Genomic DNA, 2,642 nt, shown 5'->3' on the forward strand with positions numbered 1-2,642 from the left:
TGCGGATTTCGCTGATCGTGAGCGGCGATTTCACGCGATGGTGAGCGCCCGTTTCATCTGATCGTGAGCAAGTGTTTCGCGCGATCATGAGCGGCTGCTTCGGCCGACAGGTTGCATGGAGTCAGGAGTTGGACACGCCGTCAAGAGCCCGGCTGCGTCCGTTGCGTTTGCGCAGGCTCTCGCCGGTGAGCTCAAGCCGGTGAGCGTTGTGCACGAGGCGATCTAAAATCGCATCTGCGAGAGTGGGATCCCCGATCAGGTTGTGCCAGGTGTCCACGGGAACCTGGCTCGTCACGATGGTTGAGGCACGTCCATGCCGGTCGTCGAGGATCTCCAGAAGATCACGCCGCTCGGCCTGGGTGAGGACCGACAAGCCCCAGTCGTCCAGGATCAGGACCTGGACACGGCCGAGGGTCTTGAGCAGCCGGCCATAGCGCCCGTCGCCGCGGGCCAGCGCCAGCGCCTCGAACAGGCGCGGAACGCGGTGGTAGAGCACCGAGCGATTGTCCCGGCAGGCCTTGTGGCCCAGGGCACAGGCGATCCAGCTTTTGCCCAGCCCGGTCGCGCCGGTGATCAGCAGGTTCTCGCAGCGCTCAATCCAGTCCCCGGCCGTCAGCCGGGCAACCACCGCCCGGTCCATCCCGCGCGGCGTGCGCCAGTCGATGTCCTCGACACAGGCATTCTGGCGCAGCGCCGCAAACTTCAGCCGCGCCGACAGACGCTTCGTCTCGCGCTCGGCCGCCTCGCGGTCGACCAGAAGCCCGAGCCGCTCCTCGAACGACAAGGCATCGAGATCGGGTGAGCGACGCTGCTCGTCGAGGGCTTTGGCCATGCCGGTCAGGCCGAGCGCGAGCAGGCGCTCATGGGTGGGATGGGTCAGCATCGGTGGGTTCTCCTGGTGGGGTCAGTGGAAATAGCCCTGGCCGCGGATGTTGCCGTGGCGCAGCGGGGCGTGATCGGGAGCCTCGTCGAGGAAGGCGCGGTCGAGGCCGTTCTGAAGAATCGAGCGGATCGAGGCGACGGAGCGGGCCTTGATTGAGAGACCGCGCCGGCAGGCGGCGTCCAGGCGCTCGGGGCCATAGCTTTTGGCCAGCGACAGGATGCCCAGGCAGGTCCGGAAGCCCTGCTCCGGATGCGGCCGGTCGGCCATGACCGCCTCGAAGAACGCGGCCGTCGAGGGGCCGATCCGCGCGCCAGCAGCGATGAGGCCCTGCGGTGTCCATTGTCCGTGCCGGCGGTGCGCGCTGGGCATGTGCTCGGCAATCGTAGTGTGGCCGCGCCGGTTCGGTGCCCGGGCATGGCTGGCGACCCGCTGGCCCTTGTGGAAGATCTCCACCGTCGCGCCGGCGAGTCGCACGTCGACGAGCTCTCTGATCAGGCGGAAGGGCACGGAATACCAGTGGCCGTCGACCTCGACATGATAATCAGGCGCCACCCGGCAGCGCTTCCAGCGGGCGAAGACATAAGGCTCGTCGGGCAGCGGACCGAGGAGCGGCCGGTCGATCTCGGCAAACAGCTCCGCGCGGCTGGCGTTGAAGCGGCGCATCGGGCGGGCATTGAGCTCCCCGACGAGCCCGCCGATAGCCTGGTTGAGTTCGGCGAGGGTGAAGAAGCGCTGGTTGCGCAGCCGGGCCAGGATCCAGCGCTGGGCGATCTGCACCGCGACCTCGACTTTGGCTTTGTCCTTGGGCTTGCGCGGGCGGGCGGCCAGGATCGCGGTGCCGTAATGGCCGGCCATCTCGGCATAGGTGCGGTTGAGGCCAGGATCGAAGCGGTCGGGATTGGTCACCGCTGCCTTGAGGTTGTCGCACACCACCAGCTTGGGAACCCCATTCAGGAAGGCGAACAGGTTGGCGTGAACGCCGATCCAGTCCGGCAGGGTCTCGCTCGGGCAGGCCTCGGCATAGGTGTAGTTGGAGGCGCCCATGGCGGCGACGAACAGCTTCATGGGCTTGGCCTCGCCGGTGCGCGGATCGAAGATGTCGATGGTGTCGCCGGCAAAGTCGACGAAGACCTTCTCGCCCCCCTTGTGGGTCTGGCGCATGGCCGGCTGGGAGCGGCGCTTCCAGGCATCAAAGGTGGTGCAGAACCAGGTGTAGCCGAAGCCGTCGGGATGGGCGGCGCGATACTCTTCCCACAGCAGCACGCGGGTGACGCCGGGGCGGCGCAGTTCCTTGTCGATCAAGGCCCAGTCCGGCACCGGGCGGTGGGGTGTGTCGGCGGCCGGGGCTGGCGGTGGAAACAGGAGCCGTTCGAGGCCCCCATCATCAAGGCTCTCTGGCAGTGGCCAAGTCAGGCCGGCGAGGCGGGCGCGGCGGAGATAGCTGTGAACGACACCGTTACTGACCCCCAGCGTGCGGGCGATCAGGCGCTCGCTCAGGCCCTGGGCATGTCTCAAACGAAGAACGTCTCGGATGCGGCGCATGGACAATCTCTGGGTTGGCATCGGGTCTCCTCGTCGGTTGAACGAGGCTCCCGTAGCCTGGAGGGATTGTCGGCCGAAGTATCCCGGTGGTCGTGAAAGGCGCTCACGATCGCCTGAAATGGCTGCTCACGCTCACGCGAAATCGCTGCTCACGATCCTCTGAAATCCGTGCTCACGATGCGGTGAAATCCGTGCTCACCATCCCGCGAAATCCGCA

Annotated in this window: 2 protein-coding genes; both read right to left on the reverse strand. The window is 66.8% G+C overall.

Annotated features, from left to right (window positions below; all coding sequences use genetic code 11):
• Positions 1 to 121: 121 nt before the first annotated feature.
• On the reverse strand, positions 122 to 883 hold the full coding sequence (gene istB / locus JQC81_RS32095; RefSeq protein ID WP_203275810.1) for an IS21-like element helper ATPase IstB: 762 nt from the start codon (positions 881 to 883) through the stop codon (positions 122 to 124).
• 21 nt (positions 884 to 904) lie between these two features.
• Positions 905 to 2,446 (reverse strand): IS21 family transposase, encoded by a 1,542-nt coding sequence (gene istA, locus JQC81_RS32100; RefSeq protein WP_203275811.1) that lies wholly within the window; start codon positions 2,444 to 2,446, stop codon positions 905 to 907.
• Positions 2,447 to 2,642 lie beyond the last annotated feature (196 nt).

The sequence above is a fragment of the Microvirga arabica genome, from assembly GCF_016811235.1.
GTDB classification, from domain to species: domain Bacteria; phylum Pseudomonadota; class Alphaproteobacteria; order Rhizobiales; family Beijerinckiaceae; genus Microvirga; species Microvirga arabica.

What these genes read in the sequence shown, in the direction of transcription:
- istB (WP_203275810.1), bottom strand. Translation starts at nt 883, where the DNA reads ATGCTGACCCATCCCACCCATGAGCGCCTGCTCGCGCTCGGCCTGACC.
- istA (WP_203275811.1), bottom strand. Translation starts at nt 2,446, where the DNA reads ATGCCAACCCAGAGATTGTCCATGCGCCGCATCCGAGACGTTCTTCGT.